This is a genomic window from Mucilaginibacter sp. P2_A4, assembly GCF_056405015.1.
This window is the reverse complement of the sequence record NZ_JBFUCX010000025.1, coordinates 40,984-59,561: the sequence shown is the minus strand read 5'-3', so window position 1 is coordinate 59,561 and position 18,578 is coordinate 40,984. Positions and strand designations below refer to the sequence as shown.

Here is an 18,578-nt window from a genome sequence, read left to right as displayed (position 1 = left end):
CCTTTCACCTTTCACCTTTCACCTTTCACCTTTCACCTTTCACCTTTCACCTTTCACCTTTCACCTTTCACCTTTCACCTTTCACCTTTCACCTTTCACCTTTCACCTTTCACCTTTCACCTTTCACCTTTCACCTTTCACCTTTCACCTTTCACCTTTCACCTTTCACCTTTCACCTTTCACGGTTGTATCATTACCGTACACTCACTGTTACACTTACGCACACATTTGCATTGTTAACTTATGTTAATATATTGATTATTAGATGCTTGCTGTTTTGGTATATGTTTTAAACTATGTGTCAAAATCTGCAGATAATATGGTCAAAAATTATATCAAAATTGCCTGGCGAAATATTGTGCGGCACAAGGCCTATTCAAGTATAAATATTGCTGGTTTAGCTATAGGCATTGCTTGCGCGTCTATGATATTTTTGTGGGTGCAGGATGAACTGACTTTTAATCATAATTTTGAGAAGCGAAACAACCTGTATACCATATTTGAAAACCAGACCTATAATGGCAAAATATCTACCTTTCGCGCTACACCGGGTCCTATGGCCAAGGCTTTAAAGGCAGATATCCCCGGTATAAAAAACGCGGCTCGTACAGCAGGAAGTGATAATCAGTTATTTTCACTTGGCGATAAGGCAATTAATGAGCCCGGTAGTTATGCCGATGCGGAAATATTACCAATGCTCACTTTACCTTTTATATATGGAAAAAGCGAAAATGCACTGCAACAAATACATTCGGTTGTGGTTAGCGAAACCATGGCTAAAAAGTTTTTCGGTAATACAGATCCTGTAGGAAAAACCCTCCGAATGAACAATGAACAGGATTTTACAGTAACAGGGGTATTTAAGGATCTGCCCAAAAACTCCACCCTGCAATTTCATTGGCTGGTTCCTTTAACAAATATCGACCATAAAATGCCCTGGATGCAGGATTGGGGCGCCAACTGGGCCCGCACCTATGTGGAGTTGGAACCATCGGCAGATATTAATGCGGTTAACAAAAAGCTATCCACTTATCTCGGCACCAAAAAAAAGGAAAATAAAACCCCTTCGTTTCTTTTTGCCATGAACGACTGGAACCTGTATGATAATTTCACCAATGGTAAAATGGATGGCGGTCGTATTGAATATGTGCGTCTTTTTGCAGCCATAGCTTTTATCATTTTAATTATCGCTTGCATCAACTTCATGAACCTGTCTACCGCTCAGTCGGAGAAACGTGCTAAAGAGGTCGGCGTGCGTAAAGTAATGGGGGCGGGTAAGGGTAAGCTGATAGGCCGGTTTATAGGCGAGGCTGTTATCATGGCATTCATAGCCGTGATTGTAGCGGTTGGCTTTATCTATGTTACGTTACCACTATTTAATAACCTGGTACAAAAGGAACTCGCTATCCATATTTTTGAGCCACCACATTTAATTTACCTCGTTACAACAGGGGCTGTTACCGGTCTGCTGGCCGGCAGTTATCCCGCGTTTTATCTATCATCATTTAAACCGATAACTGTTTTAAAGGGCATCCAACTAAAATCTGGTGCTGGTGCCGGTTTCATCAGGCAAGGCCTGGTTATTACCCAGTTTTCTGTTTCTATTATACTCATTATAGGAACGGTGATGATTTACCAGCAAATTCAGCATGTAAAAAACAGGGAGCTTGGCTATAATAAAAGTAACCTGATCTATATTAACGCACAAGGCAAATTAATTGATCATTTTGCGGGGATATACAATGATTTAAAACAATCCGGGTTAGTTGAGGAAGCCTCTCTGAGTGAATACCCCGTAGTGCAGATCTGGAATAATACGGATAACTATTCATGGAAAGGCAAGGATGCGTCAAAAAATCCATTGATCACGTGGGAAAATGTCGGCTCGCAATTTGTGAAAACCATGAATATGAAGCTAACAGCAGGCCGTGATTTTTATACCAATCCAAAACTTGATAGTAATAATGTGATCATCAATGAAGCATTTGCCAGGCAAATGGGAAAAGAGGGCCACTTAGGAGGGATAATAAGAGAAGGCAATAATAAAACACTTACGATAACCGGCATCATTAAAGATTTTTTGTACAACGATATGTATGTATCGGGCGCCCCGCTGTTGTTGTATAATCATCCTGAAGGTACAAGGGTTTTAAGTATCAGGTTAAAGGCGGGTGCAAACCTTAAAGATGCGTTAGCCAAAACAGGAGATATTTTAAAAGAAAACAATCCCGGCTATCCCTTTGAATACAAATTTGTTGATGAGGATTTTAACCAGCTGTTTATAACCGAAACCCTAACCGGTAAACTGGCGGGTGTTTTTGCATCGCTTGCCATAGTTATTTCCTGTTTAGGTTTATTTGGTCTTGCCGCTTATACCGCCGAGCGCAGGATAAAGGAAATAGGGATTCGCAAGGTGCTGGGTGCATCTGTAGTTGGTTTAACGGCTTTGTTATCAAAAGACTTTTTAAAGCTGGTAGGTATTTCATGCCTGATAGCGTTTCCGGTAGCCTGGTGGGCTATTGCCAAATGGCTGCAAAATTACCAGTACCGCATAACTATGCATTGGTGGGTATTTGCCATTGCAGGAGTATTGGCCATGCTGATAGCCTTGGCAACAGTAAGTTTCCAGGCCATAAAAGCAGCGTTAAGCAACCCGGTAAAAAGTTTGAGAAGCGAGTAGACAGTTGGCAGTTTTCAGTTGGCAGAAAGCATAAAGAGAGAAGAATAAAACAAAAGCTCTAATAACGGTGAAATGAGATGATAAAGAATTATTTGAAAATAGCCTGGCGTAATATTTTAAACAATAAGGTTTATAGCGCTATCAATATTCTGGGTTTGGCAGCTGGTATGGCTGTGGCCCTTATTATAGGCCTATGGGTGATCAACGAGTTTTCATACGATAAGTTTTTGCCCAATTATAAGCAGTTATACCAGGTGCAGCTACATTTTACTACTCAGCGCGAAGAGCATACCCAAGCGGCTTTAGCTATTCCTCTTGCTGATGTGCTGCGTAAGGAAGTGCCAGGCATTAAATATGTTGCCGAAACGGATTGGGTTGGCTGGCAATATCATGATCTGCTGGTGGGCACCAAAAAACTGTACCTTGGTGGAGGGGCAGCACATCCTGATTTTTTAAAGATATTTCAGTATCCATTTGTAAAGGGAAGTGCTAAGGATGCTTTTAAAGATCCTTATTCTATTATCCTGGATGAAGCAACTGCCAAAGCGTTGTTTGGTAATGCCGACCCCATCAATAAATTTATTCGTTTGGATAATAAGCAAAACCTGAAAGTTACCGGCGTTATAAAAGATATTCCTAAAAATGCTACCCGGCAGTTTAGTTTTTTGACGCCTTTTAGTTTTAAGGAGCAAACAGAGGGCTGGATGAAGAACGCCCGAACTACCTGGACAAATAACTCGTTCAACATGTACGTAGAGTTACAGCAAGGTGTAACCGCCGAACAAATAGCTCCTAAAATAAAGAATATAGTTTACCAGCGCAGTGTGCAAATGCGACCTGCAAAGCCGGAGGTGATATTGCATGCAATGAAAGACTGGCATCTATATTCCGACTTTAAGATGGGTAAACCGGTTGGTGGTTTTATTGATTATGTACGCATGTTCTGCATTATTGGCATATTGGTATTGCTGATTGCCTGTATTAATTTCATGAACCTTTCTACAGCACGGTCAGAAAAACGGGCGCGCGAGGTAGGTGTACGTAAAGCTATCGGCTCACAACGTAAAGATCTTATTATCCAGTTCCTGGCCGAATCTATACTGATCACCTTTATCGCATTTTTATTTTCGATAGTTTTTGTGCAACTGGCTTTGCCTTCATTTAATACCGTAATAGGTAGCTCAATAGCCATACCTTTTGCAAATCCTTTATTCTGGATCGGTATGTTATTGTATGTACTGTTAACCGGTTTATTAGCGGGTAGCAGGCCGGCGTTTTACCTGTCGTCATTTAATCCTGTACAGGTTTTAAAGGGCAGTGTCAAAATAGGTAAAGCGGCATCATTACCACGCAAGGTACTGGTTGTGCTTCAGTTTAGCTGCTCAATAACTTTAATAATCAGCACTGTAATTGTGTATCAGCAAATTCAGTACGCCAAAAACCGGCCAACCGGATATAGCGCCGAACGCCTGATGATGACAGATATGAGCGGCGACCTCGAGACCAATTATGGAGCCCTTAAAAACGAATTAATGAGTAGCGGCGTGATTGAAAGTGTAGCGTCAGCATCAAGCCCTGTTACTAATATTTACAGCCACATGTCGCTTGATAAATGGCCTGGTAAGGCCGCCGATGAAGAAGCTGTTAACGTGGGGGCCATTTCTGTATCTGATAACTATTTTAAAACCCTGGGTATGACCTTAAAAGAAGGTCATGATTTTTCTGCCAAATGGAGCGATGATACAACCAGCGTTATTCTTAACGAGGCTGCCGTAAAACGAATTGGCCTTAAAAATCCTATAAACCAGCTTGTGATGTGGAATGGCAGTAAAGGCCCTGTACGCATCATCGGTGTAGTAAAAGACGCCCTTATGGAATCGCCGTTTACACCGGTTGCGCCTGCAATTTTTAATCATGGGAGGGGCGGCAATAACATCATGTACAGGTTATCGCCAAATGTAAACACCCAGGATGCCATAAAAAAGATCAATAAAATATTTGACACTTATAATCCGGCCTATCCATTTATTTACCAGTTTGTTGATGATGAATACAACCACAAATTTAACCTTGAAGTATTGGTAGGTAAACTGGCGGGCGTGTTTGCCGGCTTAGCTATATTTATATCGTGCCTGGGGCTTTTTGGTTTGGCTGCCTATGTAGCCGAGCAGCGCACCAAAGAGATTGGTATCCGCAAGGTATTGGGTGCTTCTATAGCCCAGGTTTGGCTGCTATTATCAAAAGATTTTATTCTACTTGTCATCATCAGCTGTGTAATAGCATCGCCGGTAGCGCTATATTTTTTACAAGGCTGGTTGCAGAAATATGAATATCGCATTACCATCGGTCCTGGTGTATTTATGCTTTCGGGATTGGTGGCTATTATGATCACCCTCATAACTATTAGTTTCCAGGCCATAAAGGCTGCGTTGACTAACCCGGTTAAGAGTTTGAGGAGTGAATAAGGAAGAGAAATGAGAATCAAGAGTCAAGAAATAAGAGTCAAGAAATAAAAAATACTAACAGGAGCAAAGTAAAATACCAATAAACTAATTACTAATTAAACGTCAACTATGATAAAGAACTATATAAAAATTGCCTGGAGAAATTTAAAGCGTAACAAAGCTTACGCGGCCATCAGTGTTATTGGCCTGGCGCTGGGTATTGCCTGCGGTATTTTAATTTTTACGCTGATAACCTATCACCTCAGCTTTGATACTTTCCATAAAGATCAGGACAGGGTTTTTCGCTTGTATACCGAGTGGCATGATGATGGTGTCGGCAAATCAAACGGAGTGCCGCAACCCTTAGGAAAAACCTTCAGGAGTGATTTTACACTGGGCGAAAAAACGGCAAGGGTAATTAATTTTCATAACCCTTTAATTACCATAACCAAAGGCAACGAGGTTAAAAAGTTCCAGGAAGAGGACGGCGTGGCTTTTGCTGAAACCCCGTATTTTGATATATTGAATTTTCCTTTATTAAAAGGCGACAAAAAAACGGTATTGGTAGCCCCCGGCGAAGCGATAGTTACTGAAAAAATAGCACACAAATACTTTGGGAGTGATAATGCTATAGGTAAGGTGATCCGCCTGGATAATAAAGTAAACTTTACCATTACAGGCATTTTAAAGGACCTGCCCAACAATACCGACCGCAGGCAGCAGATCTATCTATCATATGGTAACATGAATGAGTACACCGATAAGCGCCGGGAAGAAAATTGGGGTGGTGTATATAGCGGCAGCGAGGCATTTACAAAGCTAAAAAAGGGCGTATCCAAAGCGCAGGCTGAGAAAGCTTTGGCGGAAATTGTAAAAAAACATTACACAGGCCGCGACTTGAAAGTGTGGTTCTTTAAACTTCAGCCCCTTAACGATATACACTTTAATGCCGAGCTTGATGGCTATGCGGATAAAAAGTATTTATGGGCATTATTTTTTATAGGCATATTTTTGATTATTACCGCATGCGTAAACTTTGTAAACCTGGCAACAGCACAAGCGCTTAACCGCTCAAAAGAAGTTGGCATCCGCAAGGTAATGGGGAGCTTACCTTACCAGCTTTTTTGGCAATTTATTGCCGAAACTGCTTTAATAACAGTAGTAGCTGTAGTGTTGGCTGTGGGGATATCCTATGTGGCTTTACCTGCAATAAATCATCTGTTCCAGTCAGAGATGCAGTTTAATCTCGCTGATCTATCTGTTTTTATCATTTTAATAGGTATCGCAGTGGTTTTCCTTTCCGGTTCATACCCGGGTTTGGTATTGGCCAGGTTTCAACCCATAATGGCGCTTAAAAGCAAGCTATCACAAGAACATATTGGGGGCTTTTCATTACGCCGCGTTTTGGTGGTAACACAGTTCGCTATTTCGCAGGTTTTAATTATTGGTACCATCATTATTGTATCGCAACTTCACTATTCGCAAACTGCCGATCTTGGTTTCAAGAAAGACGGAATTGTTTTATTACCTGTTCCATCAAACGATAAAGTGAAATTAAGCACCATGAAAAACAGGCTGAACGAAGTTCAGGGTGTAGAAAAGGTTTCTTATTGCTTTCGTCCGCCGGCATCACAATCAAATAATACTACAGGGGTTAACTATGATCATCGTGCAGAAGATGAACACTGGGGCATAAATATCAAAACAGCTGATGAAAATTACCTGTCGACATTTGGTTTAAAATTGGTTGCAGGTCGTAATTTTTTCCCTGCAGATACAACACGGGAGTTTGTGGTAAATGAAACCTTTGTTAAAAAACTAAATTTAAAACCACAGGATGTTATTGGTAAGGTACTGGCCATAAACGGTAAATCTACCAAGGCACCTATTGTAGGAGTGGTTAAAGATTTTTATAATTATTCTTTCCACACCGAAATTTCGCCGATATGCATTATGCCCAATTTTAATAACTACTCAACTGTGGCTATCAAAATAAATATGCGTAATGCCAAAGCCTCGCTGGCATCTTTCGAAAAAATCTGGAATCAAACCTTCCCCGAAGATTTTTACTCATACCAGTTTTTGGATGATAGCATTAAGAAGTTTTATGAAATGGATAATATTTTGCTTACGCTGATTGAAGCTTTTGCGGGTATTGCCATTGTTATAGGCTGTTTGGGTTTATATGGATTAGTATCATTTATGGCCGTGCGCAAAACAAAAGAGATTGGTGTACGCAAAGTACTTGGTGCCGAAATAAAGAATATCCTTTGGTTGTTTGGAAAGGAGTTTACCTTTTTGTTATTGATCGCTTTCGTTATAGCTGCGCCGCTTGCCTGGTGGGCCATGCATAATTATTTGAAAGATTTTCAATACCGCATAACCATTGGCCCGGTTATTTTCCTTGAATCTATATTGTTAACATTTATTATCGCTAGCATAACGGTTGGTTACCGGTCTGTAATGGCATCGCTGGCTAACCCGGTTAAGAGTTTGAGGAGCGAGTAGGAAGAAGGCGAAAGGCAAAAGGTTAAAGGCGAAAGGTAGGATAGAAAGCTTAAAGCAAAAGGCCCAAAGCCTAAAGCATTGATGAAGTGAAACGAAATGATTAAATGAGATGATAAAGAATTATCTGAAAATCGCATGGCGAAACATCGTTAACAGCAAGGTTTACAGCGCAATAAATATATTGGGGTTGGCAGCCGGGATGGCTGTGGCATTGCTGATAGCATTATGGGTTAGCAACGAATACTCATACGATAAGTTTTTGCCCGGTTACGAGCAGGCCTACCAGGTGCGCCGTAACTTTAACAGCAATGGCGAAACTTTAACGTTCAGCTCAACCTCACTTAAATTGGCCGATGCCTTAAAAACCAACTATCCCGAGGTTGAATATGTTGTACCAACAGATGGCATTGGCTCGCATGGGTTATTGGTAGGTGATAAAAAACTTTTCCTGGATGGCCCTCGGGTTGGCAGCGATTTTTTAAAGGTTTTTCCTTATCGTATGCTACAGGGAAATGCGGGTTCAGCATTAAAGGATGCTTATTCCATAGTGCTTACAAAAGCTACAGCAATTGCTTTATTTGGGGATATCAACGTAATAAACAAGGTAGTAAAAGTTGACAATGCTTTTAACTTAAAAGTAACAGGTGTGGTTGATGATGTTCCGTTAAACTCATCATTGCAATTTAAATACCTTATTCCTTTTAGCTTGCTTGAACAAACTAATCCGTATATGAAAGGTGCCCATGATAGCTTTGGGAACAATGGATTTAACATATTTGTAAAGCTAAAGCCTGGTATCACCTATGCCCAACTCGCCCCTAAAATTAAAAACATGGAGAAGGGCGAAGATAACATCAACGCCAAAAACTCCGAGGTGATCATGCAGCCATTAAAAGACTGGCATTTATATGCCGATTACAAAAATGGTATTGCGAGTGGCGGCTTTATTGAATATGTACGGATTTTCAGCATTATAGGCATTTTGGTGTTGTTAATAGCCTGCGTTAACTTTATCAACCTTACAACAGCCCGCTCAGAAAAACGTGCGCGTGAAGTAGGTATCCGCAAGGCTATTGGTTCTCAGCGGAGTAACCTGATATTTCAATTTCTTACCGAGTCGGCTTTAATTACATTTATAGCATTTTTGTGCTCATTGTTGTTTGTACAATTGGCATTAGCTCCGTTTAACGCCTTAACAGGTACTACCATCGGGATTCCTTTTAAAAGTACCTCGTTTTGGCTGATCATGATGGGATTTGTTTTGCTTACTGCACTCCTGGCAGGCAGCAGACCGGCATTTTACCTTTCATCATTTAACCCGGTACAAGTGTTGAAGGGAACTATAAAGGTAGGCCGGTCGGCAACATATTCCAGGAAGATTTTGGTGGTAATGCAGTTTAGTTGTTCTATAGCCTTAATCATCAGCACGGTGGTGATTTACAAGCAGATTCAATTTGCCAAAAACAGGGAATCGGGTTATAATATAAGTCGTTTGCTTACTACTTATTCAAATGCCGACCTTGGGAAAAATTACAATGCCCTTAAAAACGACCTGCTTCAAAGCGGCGTAGTACAAAGTATTACACAATCATCAAGCCCTGCAACTGATATTTGGCTGCATAATAATATCGACTATTGGCCCGGAAAATTGGGAGCTGAAACTGTTGAAATGGGTGCCATAACCGTATCTGACGACTATTTTAAAACCCTGGGCATGCAAATACAATCAGGACGGAATTATGGTAATGTAGCTTCTGATACTCAAAACGTGGTATTTAACCAGGCAGCCATAAAACGCCTGCGCTTAAAAGATCCTATTAGTAAAGTGATAAAGTATGGTGGAAGGCAGCTAAGGATCATTGGTGTTGTAAAAGACGCACTCATGCTCTCGCCATTTGCCAAAGCCGATCCAACTATGTTTTTATATAGTTCTGTTCCACAGGATAACCTTATTTATCGCTTATCGTCAAACATCAATCCTCACCAAGCGATTGATCAGCTTAATAGGATTTTTGCTAAATATAATCCCGCTTACCCTTACACCTACAGGTTTGTTGATGACGATTATAATCGAAAATTCGGGCAGGAAGTGTTAGTAGGTAAGCTATCGGGCATTTTCGCCTTGCTGGCTATATTCATATCATGCCTCGGCCTTTTCGGGTTAGCGGCTTACATTGCAGAGCAACGTACCAAAGAGATTGGCGTGCGCAAGGTATTGGGCGCTACTGTTAGTCAGCTCTGGTTTTTACTATCGAAAGACTTTGTATTACTGGTGATCATCAGCTGTATTATAGCCTCGCCCGTTGCTTTATACTTTTTGCAGGGCTGGCTACAAAAGTATGAATACAGGATAAGTGTTGGCCCCGGCGTGTTTATAATATCGGCTATAGTAGCAATCGTGATTACATTAATAACCATAAGCTTCCAGGCTATTAAAGCGGCTATAGCAAATCCGGTGAAAAGTTTAAGGAGTGAATAGTTTTCAATCTGGCTACAAGTACTTGATGATAGATACGAACAAATGGCTATGACAGCATATCGAATTGATTAATAAAAAATAAAATGATAAAGAACTATTTCAAAATAGCATGGAGAAATATCTGGAAGAACAAGGTTTTCTCGGCTATTAACATCATCGGCCTCTCCATAGGTATGGCCGCCTGCATAGTTATTATGCTTTTTGTTCTTTATGAAAAGAGTTTTGACAGTCTGCATACTAAAAACATTTACCGATTAAACGAGGTGCAGAAATTTCCGGGAATGACCGCTTCTCAGAAAGTCGCGTTATCTATGTTCCCGATGGGGCCGTCGATTAAAAATGAATTTCCTGAAGTGAAGAATTTTACACGTGTGCGCTGGCAGCAAAAGTTTCAGATCACTTACGGGCAAAAGAAAATGTTTTCGCCGCAGGTGTTTTTTGTTGATTCTACCTTCATGGATATGTTTGAATTTAAGCTGATAAAAGGAGATAGGAAAACAGCATTATTGAAACCGCACAGCGTTTTGCTGACACAGGAAACCGCACAAAAAATATTTGGTAAGGAAGACCCCATGGGCAAAACCATTACCCATTATGGCGATGATACTACAAGCTATGCTGTAACCGGAATATTGGCCAACATTCCAAAAAATTCCCAGCTTCAATTTGATGCATTGTTTTCATTTAATACCATCATGAAACCATGGATGTTTAATGCATGGGGAGGCAATTGGTTAAACACTTATTTTGAACTTGCGCCAGGCACTAATGTAAAAGCACTCGAAAAAAAGTTTCCAGCCTATCAAAAAAAGTACATGAACAAAGATGGCTGGAAATTTTATGAATTGTTTTTACTATCACTCAAAGATGTTCATGCTAACTCCGCGGATATAGGACTGGATTATATAAATTATCAAAAGTTTGATCAAAAGCTTACCAATCTGTTTGCTATGATAGCGCTAATTGTGCTGACTATCGCCTGTGTGAATTTTATTAATTTATCTACGGCACGGTCGGCAGAACGTGCTAAAGAAGTAGGGGTGCGAAAATCAATTGGAGCCCAGCGCTTTCAATTGGCAATTCAGTTTTTGGGCGAAACCGTGCTGCTTTCATTAATAGCGCTTGTTTTTGCTACTGTATTTGTTTCTCTCGTATTGCCTTATATTAACACCTTAAGCCAGCGCGATATTAGTTTACCGTTAACAAACAATTGGGGGCTTATAGTATCTATTTTTATAGCAACTGTTTCTATTGGTTTAATTTCTGGTATTTATCCTGCATTATTTCTTTCTTCTTTTCAGCCGGTTAAAGTATTAAAAGGCAGTGTGGAAACAGGCAAAAACAAAGGATCGCTTCGCAATATCCTTGTAGTGGGGCAGTTTACCAGTGCTATTGTATTAATGATAGCTACCATATTTGTTATTAAGCAATTACGCTTTATGCAAAAAAAGGACCCAGGTTTTAGCCGCGAACAGGTAGTTAATGTTCCGCTTAACTTGGTTACACCGGCAAAATACGCACTTATTAAAGATGAGTTATTAAACAATTCATTGATACAGGGTGTTACCGGGTCACAGGATCAATTGGGTAGCCATTTAGATCAGTCGGGGATAAGATTTAAGATGAACGACTCGCCGGTGCGGGACCTTACCTCAACTCAATTAATTGTAGACCATGACTATGTCAATTTCTACAAGATGAAAATGGTAGCGGGCAGTAACTTCTCTAAACAAAAGACAACTAACGGTAGGGAATATATTATTAATGAGGCCTTAGCAAAGGAGTTGTTAAAGGATCATAAAAACATGCCAGTTAGCTCGTTGCTTGGTCAACGTTTTGGGTACGATTCTTTAGGTAGAATAACAGGTATAGCCAAAGACTTTAATTTCAATTCGCTTCATTATAAAATTGAAACAATGTTTATGTTTAGTCAGCAGGAGTGGGGTTTTAGTACCATGTCTGTCAAAATAAATGGTGGCAGAACCCAGGAAGCACTTGCCTTTATTAAATCCACATGGACAAGTACGTTTCCAGATATCCCATTCGAATACCAATTTTTAGATGATCATTTTGCCGAAGTTTACCGGGTAGATAACCAGGTTAGTAACGTGGTAAGCATCCTGGCTGGCCTCATCATTATTATATCATGCCTGGGCTTATTTGGCCTGGCATCATACTCAGCCGAAAAACGAATTAAAGAGATTGGTGTGCGTAAAGTGTTAGGAGCATCTGTTCAAAACATTGTTTTACTGCTTTCCAGCCATTTTATTAAGCTGGTGTTTATAGCCAATATAATAGCCTGGCCGATAGCTTTTTTTGCAATGAATAAATGGCTCCAGGATTTTGCTTATCGCATTAATATCGATTGGTGGGTATTTGCTCTTGCTGGAGGCGTTTCTGTTATAATCGCTTTTGCAACAGTGAGTTTTCAATCTATTAAGGCAGCGATTGCCAATCCGGTAAAAAGCCTGAGGAGCGAATAGCGAGTTGCCGGCTGGCAGTTTTCAGTTAGCAGGTAGCAATGACTAATTACAGTGTAACAACCAAACCAATGAACTAATATCATGATAAAAAACTATTTCAAGATCGCTTTGCGTAACCTGTGGAAACACAAGGCGTTTTCTATTATCAATATAACAGGCTTATCCATAGGGATAACGGCCTGTTTTTTTATTTTTATGTATGTAGGTTTTGAGTTAAGTTATGATAATATGCATAGCAAGGCCGACAGGATATACCGGTTGGTAACCGATATTAAAACGCCTACAGAAACCATTAATACAGGTGTTACAGCCTGGCCTTTTGCACCCAATATCAAGAATGATTTCCCGGCTGTTGAATCGTTTGTACGCATAAGCGGCGGTAGCTTTTTGGTGCGAAAAGGAAACGTTAAATTCCAGGAAGAGCGCTCTGCTTTTGCCGATTCCACTTTTTTTAAGGTTTTTGATTTTAAGCTAGTAAAAGGCGATCCTAAAACAGCGCTATCTGAGATAGCTACTATCGTGTTTTCAGAGTCGGCCGCAAAAAAATATTTTGGTAATACGGATCCTATGGGGCAAACCGTATTGATCACAGGTGATGCGATCCCTGCCAAAGTAACCGGCATCATGAAGGATATACCCGAAAACTCGCAGATCAAAGCTGATATGCTGATCTCGATGGTGTCGCTTACACAAAAATTCAATAAGGGCCTCGATAATCAATGGGGCAATTTCGGCGCATCAAGCTACTTGCTCTTGAAACCGGGAACAAATCCAAAAACGCTTGAAGCCCAATTACCGGCTTTCCTGGAGCGCAGGAATGGTGCGGAAGAAAAGAAACAGCAGATGTTTTTTAAATTACTGTTAGAACCATTGAAAACGGTGTATCTGTATTCCAAACGAAATGGCCAGGAGTCGGGCAGTATAACCAATGTATATGTATTTGGTATTGTGGCCATTTTTATATTGCTTATAGCCTGTGTTAACTTTGTAAACCTTACTACAGCGCGTTCTGTTGAGCGTGCAAAGGAAGTGGGTATTCGTAAAGTAGTAGGTGCCGAACGGTCGCAGCTGGCCAGCCAGTTCATAGGCGAGTCTGTAGTATTATGCCTGATTGCCTTTTTACTTACCATTGTGTTGTCGGTATTGTTTCTGCCTTTATTTAACCAATTGGCTGGCAAAACTATAAGCGCTGGTATTTTTTCAAATTGGTATTATGTAACGCTATTATTTATCACATCAGTTGGTATTGGTTTAATTGCAGGATTGTATCCGGCCTTGGTATTATCGGCTTTTTTACCGGTTTCCGTATTAAAGGGCAGGTTTAGCAGTGGTACTAAAGGCAATGCATTACGTAAAACGTTGGTTATTGCACAGTTTACCATTTCAATTGCACTCATTATAGGTACTATCATCGTATATACGCAAATGAGTTTCATGCAAAACCGCGACCTTGGTTTTACCAAAGATCAGATGCTGATCCTGGATACCAATGGCGACCCGGCAGGTAATGCATTAAAGGAGGCTATTGCAACAATACCCAGTGTAAAATCAACAGCAAACTCATCAAGTGTGCCGGGTGGTGGTAATCCGGGTGCATATTCTGAGATTGAAAATAAAAAAGGTGATCTCCAGATAGCCAACCTCGACCTGTACTTTGTTGATTGGGATTATGTGAACCAGTTTAAAATTAAAATGGTAGCCGGCAGGGCATTTTCGAGAGGATTTGGAACCGATACAGCCCAGGCTATGTTATTGAACGAGGCCGCTGTTAAGCTATTTGGTTATAGTTCGCCGCAGCAGGCAGTTGGCAGGCGCTTTAAACAATGGGGACGCGAGGGTAAGATAGTAGGGGTGATGAAGGATTTCCACTTCCGCTCGTTGCAGGAGGTTATAAAACCTTTGAGCATGCGTATCGAATTGAAAAATCTGGGTCTTATTTCGGTGAAAATATCTTCGCAAAACACTCCTGCAACGCTGGCAGCTATAGAAAGTAAATGGAAAACCTTTATCCCCAACAGGCCATTTAGCTATTACTTTTTAGATGAATTTTTTGACAGGCAATACCGCGCCGAGCAGCGTTTTGGTAAATTGTTTTTAAACTTTGCTGTACTGGCCATATTTATATCATGCCTTGGGTTGTTAGGCCTGGCATCATACAGTACGCTACAGCGTACCCGTGAAATTGGTATCCGTAAGGTACTAGGGGCTACAGTGCCGGGTATTGTTAACCTGCTATCTAAGGACTTTCTTATACTCGTCGCCATATCCTTCCTGGTGGCATCGCCTTTAGCAGGAATTTTTATGAACTATTATTGGCTCAAAGGTTTTGCCTATCGCATTGACGAAAGTTGGTGGATATTTGCCATTGCCGGCATCCTGGCGCTCGTGATAGCATTGGGCACTATCAGTTTCCAGGCCATCAGAGCAGCCACGAGCAACCCAGTTAAAAGTTTGAGGAGCGAATAGGGGAAAGAGTTAAGAAGTTAGAGTCAAGAATCAAGATAGAAGTCGGGCTGCATTATGCTCCCGACTTCTGTGTTGTTTTACTAACTTACTTATCTTGTATCTTGATTCTAACTTCTTGATTCTATTCCCCGGTGTATCATAAACGTACGCACCCTGTTACGTAAGCGAACAGTCTTTACTTATCTGTTTTTGTATAATATGTTAATAATCAACGTATTGAAAGTTTGGTATATTATTGATACTTTAATATTAAAATGATCACTATTATTGCTTTAACTAAAATGCAAATCACTAATTCACCAATCTACTAATTCACTAACTAAACATGTTATCACTTCAGCATATTTCAAAATACTACCAGGTAAGCGGACTTAAAAATTATGTGCTTAATGACTTGAGCCTCGAGGTTGATGAAGGCGAATTTATTTCGATAATGGGCCCTTCAGGTTCGGGTAAATCATCCTTACTTAATGTTATCGGTATGCTTGATGAGCCTTCAGATGGTTTTCATTACTTTGCCGGCCATGCAGTGCATCAGCTTAAGGAGAAACAACGCTCGGCTTTGTACAAGCAGTATATCGGCTTTGTTTTTCAGGCCTACCATTTAATTGATGAACTTACTGTTTATGAAAACATCGAAACACCGCTAATTTACCAGGACTACAAAAGTGCCGAACGTAAAGCCATGGTTGCTGATATACTTGATCGTTTCAACATCGTAGGTAAAAAAGATCTTTTCCCGGCGCAATTATCGGGCGGGCAACAACAGCTGGTGGGTATAGCACGTGCATTAATTACCAAACCAAAGCTTTTACTTGCCGATGAGCCAACCGGTAACCTTAACTCTAAACAAGGCGAAGACATTATGGAGTTGTTTCGGAAGCTGAACAAGGAGGATAAAGTAACTATTATCCAGGTAACACACTCCGAAAAAAATGCCGAATACGGTACCCGTATCATTAACCTGCTCGACGGGAAAATAGAATCCTCAAAACAACTCTGATCATCATATAGTAATGCGATATTTTAAATTTATATTTTTTAGTTTGATAGCTCTGCAGGCAATAAAAGCACAGGCACAAACAGATTCTATTCTTTCCATCAGGCAATGTGTTGACATCGCCATAAAAAACAATCTTGATGTAAAGAAAAGCGAGCTGCAAATGGAACGGCTTAATATTGGTTATAAACAAGCCAAAGAGTATTTGCTTCCCTCCATTAGTGGCGACGTTAATCATGGCATTAATAACGGGCGTAACCTTAACCCGTATACATACAGCTATGTCACTCAATCCCTTACTTATGGCAACTACAGTTTAAATGGTAACCTTACCTTATTTAGCGGTTTCCAAAATTTAAATAACATTAAACAAACATCGCTTTCCTTCCAGGCGGGCAAAATGGATTTTCAGCAGGCTAAAGATCAGGTAACCATCAACGTAATCACCGCTTATCTGTTGGTGCTGGACAATGCAGAATTATTGAACCAGGTATCTAACCAGCTGGATGTATCAAAAAAACAGGTTGAACGCCTGAATATATTGGAAAAAGAGGGAGCTAACAAGTTACCATCAGATTTGTATGACCTTAAAGGTACATACGGCGATAATCAACTAAACCTTGTATCGGCAAAAAACGCTTTGGAAGTTTCAAAGCTTAACCTGATGCAAATGCTTAATATCCCTTACAACAAAAACCTTAAATTGGAGCCACTAACCGTTCAGGATGTATCAAGTAAAACTGATGCATCATCAGACATGGTGTATGATGCCGCCTTACAACAACTGGCATACATTAAGGCCGCAGAGTTAAGGAGCAAAAGTGCCGAAAAAGGTGTTAAGGTTGCTCAGGGAGCCTTGTTGCCTACGCTTACTTTGGGTGGTGGTATTTTCACCAATTACTCAAGCGCGGCCCAAAAAGCAACCTTTATTGATTCAACTACTGTAAATACAGGCGCATTTGTAAATGGTGCAGGTGGTACTAAACAAGCGGTATACAGCAGGCAAGCCAATTATAATAATCAAAACATAGGTTATTATGATCAGTTTAAAAACAATTATAATACACAGGTTAGTTTAAGTTTACATATCCCAATTTTAAATTACTTTCAAAACCGCAATAAAGTTGCGTTAGCTAAGATAAACCTGCAGGAAGCCAGGTATGTAGAAAACAACACCAAAATTGTTTTAAAGCAAAATGTTGAACAGGCGTATTTAAACATGACTTCGGCTTATGAAAGATATAGCGTACTTACCGACCAGGTAAAAGCTTACGGCGAATCATTCAGGATAGCCGAGATTCGCTTTAACGCAGGTGTTTTAACATCATACGATTTTGTACTTGCCAAAAATAACCTCGACAGGTCAAAAATCAACCTTATTAACGCCCGTTATGATTGCTACATCTATAATAAAATATTGGATTATTACCAGGGTAAATTAACACTTTAAAAAAGAACTGTTAAGCTGTAGTATTTACAAAAAAGTTCTACTTTTAACGCAGATTAATTTCATGATATCCGGTTTATAAAGCCTTGTATTTAAAAGCAAGCCTTATAAACCGGATATTCCTAATTTATCAGGTATCTAAATTGTTCATCTTTAGCATCATCTAACCCGTTTTAATATATTTTACCTTAATAAACATAATCCTTTGAAAATGAAAAAAACAATCTTACTTACATTAACTATTTGCCTGGTAACTATAGGCATGGCGTCGGCACAGGTAATACCAAGCTTCTCTTTTGGTGCAAAAGGGGGATTAAACTTCTCAAGCTTTCCATCAAATGGAAGATATGATAATAGTAACAAAGCCGGATATCTTGCAGGGGTATGGGCAAGGGTAGGAGGACTTGGCCTTAATTTTCAGCCAGAGTTATATCTCACATCAAAAAATATCGACGTTAAAGATGATTTGGGAAATGTTAACAAAGCTAAATTTACCAGTGTAGATCTTCCATTGTTAGTAGGTACCAAGATTGGAGCTTTTGGTTTTGGAGGCCGTTTTTATGGAGGACCTGTTTTGTCTTTCGCTGTAAATAAAGACCAGAATTATAGCGCTGCTGCTGGAAATGCCGTAAAATTAAATTATAAAGATGCAAACTACGGTATTCAAGTAGGTGCAGGTGTAGATATTAAAGACTTTTCTGTCGATTTGAGATACGAAGGAGGGTTAAATAAAATCGGTTACGGATCACCTGAGTACTCGCACACACGTGTAAGTGTTTTCAACCTTTCCTTGGCTTACAAAATATTTTCGTTATAAATTCCGCGTTAATCCCCAATACAATATAGGAAATGACCTGCCGGTATCGGTAGGTCATTTTTTTTGCCCGTTTTTTCTGAGTCTTGATTTTAAAGTTTTATATAGGTTTAAATCGTTTTTTTACATGGCAATATGTTTTTTTTGTATTATGTTTTTAAGCTAATTAGCCATAATAGTATTATACTTATTGTAAAACGTACACCTATATTTATGCAACCATTATAATACTTGAAAAACCTATAAATGTGTTTAAT

The 18,578-nt window shown here is 39.9% G+C and carries 9 protein-coding genes; all 9 read left to right on the top strand.

Annotated elements, in window-relative coordinates; all coding sequences use genetic code 11:
- Positions 1-319: 319 nt before the first annotated feature.
- Positions 320-2,680 (top strand): ABC transporter permease, encoded by a 2,361-nt coding sequence (locus AC1DYB_RS29610; protein ID WP_477440432.1) that lies wholly within the window; start codon positions 320-322, stop codon positions 2,678-2,680.
- 77 nt (positions 2,681-2,757) lie between these two features.
- Entirely contained in the window at positions 2,758-5,145 is a 2,388-nt protein-coding gene (locus AC1DYB_RS29605) for an ABC transporter permease (RefSeq protein WP_477440430.1), read from the top strand.
- 108 nt (positions 5,146-5,253) lie between these two features.
- Complete coding sequence (locus AC1DYB_RS29600; protein WP_477440428.1) at positions 5,254-7,632, top strand: ABC transporter permease; 2,379 nt, start codon at positions 5,254-5,256, stop codon at positions 7,630-7,632.
- Positions 7,633-7,741: 109 nt separating this feature from the next.
- On the top strand, positions 7,742-10,111 hold the full coding sequence (locus AC1DYB_RS29595) for an ABC transporter permease (protein WP_477440426.1): 2,370 nt from the start codon (positions 7,742-7,744) through the stop codon (positions 10,109-10,111).
- An 83-nt stretch (positions 10,112-10,194) separates the two neighbouring features.
- Positions 10,195-12,594, top strand: a complete 2,400-nt coding sequence (locus AC1DYB_RS29590) for an ABC transporter permease (protein ID WP_477440424.1) — start codon at positions 10,195-10,197, stop codon at positions 12,592-12,594.
- An 81-nt stretch (positions 12,595-12,675) separates the two neighbouring features.
- Positions 12,676-15,060 (top strand): ABC transporter permease, encoded by a 2,385-nt coding sequence (locus tag AC1DYB_RS29585; protein ID WP_477440422.1) that lies wholly within the window; start codon positions 12,676-12,678, stop codon positions 15,058-15,060.
- A gap of 325 nt (positions 15,061-15,385) precedes the next feature.
- Positions 15,386-16,063: an ABC transporter ATP-binding protein gene (locus tag AC1DYB_RS29580; protein ID WP_295713207.1), complete on the top strand. Its 678-nt coding sequence runs from the start codon at positions 15,386-15,388 to the stop codon at positions 16,061-16,063.
- Positions 16,064-16,076: 13 nt separating this feature from the next.
- Positions 16,077-17,510: a TolC family protein gene (locus AC1DYB_RS29575; RefSeq protein WP_477440420.1), complete on the top strand. Its 1,434-nt coding sequence runs from the start codon at positions 16,077-16,079 to the stop codon at positions 17,508-17,510.
- Positions 17,511-17,718: 208 nt separating this feature from the next.
- A complete protein-coding gene (locus tag AC1DYB_RS29570) occupies positions 17,719-18,324 on the top strand; it encodes a porin family protein (RefSeq protein WP_477440418.1) in 606 nt (201 codons plus the stop codon).
- Positions 18,325-18,578 lie beyond the last annotated feature (254 nt).

Excerpts from the sequence above, each read along its gene's own strand:
- AC1DYB_RS29610 (WP_477440432.1), top strand. The coding sequence starts at position 320 with ATGGTCAAAAATTATATCAAAATTGCCTGGCGAAATATTGTGCGGCAC.
- AC1DYB_RS29575 (WP_477440420.1), top strand. The coding sequence starts at position 16,077 with ATGCGATATTTTAAATTTATATTTTTTAGTTTGATAGCTCTGCAGGCA.
- AC1DYB_RS29590 (WP_477440424.1), top strand. The coding sequence starts at position 10,195 with ATGATAAAGAACTATTTCAAAATAGCATGGAGAAATATCTGGAAGAAC.
- AC1DYB_RS29595 (WP_477440426.1), top strand. The coding sequence starts at position 7,742 with ATGATAAAGAATTATCTGAAAATCGCATGGCGAAACATCGTTAACAGC.
- AC1DYB_RS29580 (WP_295713207.1), top strand. The coding sequence starts at position 15,386 with ATGTTATCACTTCAGCATATTTCAAAATACTACCAGGTAAGCGGACTT.
- AC1DYB_RS29585 (WP_477440422.1), top strand. The coding sequence starts at position 12,676 with ATGATAAAAAACTATTTCAAGATCGCTTTGCGTAACCTGTGGAAACAC.
- AC1DYB_RS29600 (WP_477440428.1), top strand. The coding sequence starts at position 5,254 with ATGATAAAGAACTATATAAAAATTGCCTGGAGAAATTTAAAGCGTAAC.
- AC1DYB_RS29605 (WP_477440430.1), top strand. The coding sequence starts at position 2,758 with ATGATAAAGAATTATTTGAAAATAGCCTGGCGTAATATTTTAAACAAT.
- AC1DYB_RS29570 (WP_477440418.1), top strand. The coding sequence starts at position 17,719 with ATGAAAAAAACAATCTTACTTACATTAACTATTTGCCTGGTAACTATA.